This is a genomic window from Streptomyces sp. AC550_RSS872 (genome assembly GCF_019049285.1).
In the GTDB taxonomy this organism is placed as follows: Bacteria; Actinomycetota; Actinomycetes; order Streptomycetales; family Streptomycetaceae; genus Streptomyces.
This window is the reverse complement of the sequence record NZ_JAGMUL010000121.1, coordinates 90336-92024: the sequence shown is the minus strand read 5'-3', so window position 1 is coordinate 92024 and position 1689 is coordinate 90336. Positions and strand designations below refer to the sequence as shown.

Genomic DNA, 1689 nt, shown 5'->3' with positions numbered 1-1689 from the left:
GACCTCACCACCGCCTACACCGCACGCGTCCAAGGCCAAGCCCCAACCTGGCAACCCCTACCAATCCAGTACGCCGACTACACCCTCTGGCAACACGAGGGCATGGGCCAGGAGCAGGACCCAGAGAGTGCGATCTCGCATCAGCTTGGTTACTGGACCACGGCACTCGCCAACCTGCCCGAACAGATCCAGCTCCCAACTGATCGGCCACGTCCAGCCACTGGCTCCCGGCACGCAAGCAGCATCACGTTCACCATCCCGGCAGTGACCCATAGGCAGCTGGCCGCAGTGGCGCGTGAAGGGCACGCGAGTCTGTTCATGGCGCTCCAGGCTGCTCTGGCAACGTTGTTGACACGTTTGGGAGCGGGCAACGACATCCCCATCGGTTCGCCCATCGCCGGACGTACCGACGACGCGCTAGAGGGACTTGTCGGCTTCTTCGTCAACACCCTCGTCCTGCGCACCGATACCAGCGGTCGCCCAAGCTTCCGAGAACTGCTCCATCGCGTACGTACAACTGACCTGGATGCCTACAGCCATCAGGACGTTCCGTTCGAACGCCTCGTCGAGCACCTCAACCCCACCCGCAGCCTGGCCCACCACCCCCTCTTCCAGGTCATGCTCACGCTCAACAACAACGACCAGACGGCCACGCTGAATGCTGTCGCTCAGCTACCGGACCTGGCGGTTGATTCGGTGGCACACAACTGGTCGAATCCGAAGTTCGACCTCTCCTTCAGCTTCTCCGAGACTCGCGAGGAAGCTGGTGGTGTCAGTGGTGTTCTGGACTTCAGTTCGGACCTTTTCCATCACGAGACCGCTCAGACCATCGTTGACCGCCTGATCCGACTCCTAACTGCCGTCACCGCACATCCCGACCTGCCCATCACCGACATCGACGTCCTCACTCACGCAGAAGAACGCCAAGTCCTGGAGGAGTGGAACGGTCAGCCGGGCGACAGCATGCCGCCGGTGGATGTGGTGGCGCTGTTCGAGCGGCAGGCGGCGGCCACACCGGATGCGGTGGCGCTGACCTGCGAGGGCGAGAGCCTGACGTATGCGGGGTTGAACGCGCGGGCGAACCGGCTGGCCCGGTGGCTGGCCGAGCGCGGGGTGGGCCCGGAGGTGTTCGTCGCGGTGGACATGCCCCGCGGTCTGGACGCGGTCACGGCTCTGCTGGGGACGCTGAAGAGCGGTGCGGCCTACGTTCCGCTGGACCCGGAGTATCCGGCCGAGCGCACCGCCCACATCCTGGCCGATGCTGCTCCGGCGCTGCACCTGACCGGTCTGGACGGCCTCAGCCTGGACGGTTGCGAGGACACCGATCCGCCCCGGGCGGTCCGCGCCGACAATGCGGCGTACATGCTCTACACCTCTGGGTCGACTGGTCGCCCGAAGGGCGCCGTCATCGAGCACCGAGCCCTGGCCTGCTACCTGGCCCACACCCGCAGCGCATACCCGGCAGCGGCGGAGTCGACGTTGTTGCACTCGCCGCTCGCCTTCGACCTGACCGGCACCGCCCTGTGGACCCCCCTGACCACCGGCGGCACCATCCACCTCACCGACCTCACCGAACACGCACCCCAGCCCGCCTTCCTCAAAGCCACCCCCTCCCACCTGCCGATGCTGACAGCGCTGCCGGAGAGCGTGTCGCCCACCAGCACGCTGATCCTGGGCGGGGAGGCGCTC

The 1689-nt window shown here is 66.3% G+C and carries 1 protein-coding gene; it reads left to right on the top strand.

Annotated features, from left to right (window positions below; genetic code table 11):
* Positions 1-1689: condensation domain-containing protein (locus KUM44_RS34720; RefSeq protein ID WP_217213732.1), on the top strand; the 1689-nt coding region annotated here is incomplete at both ends.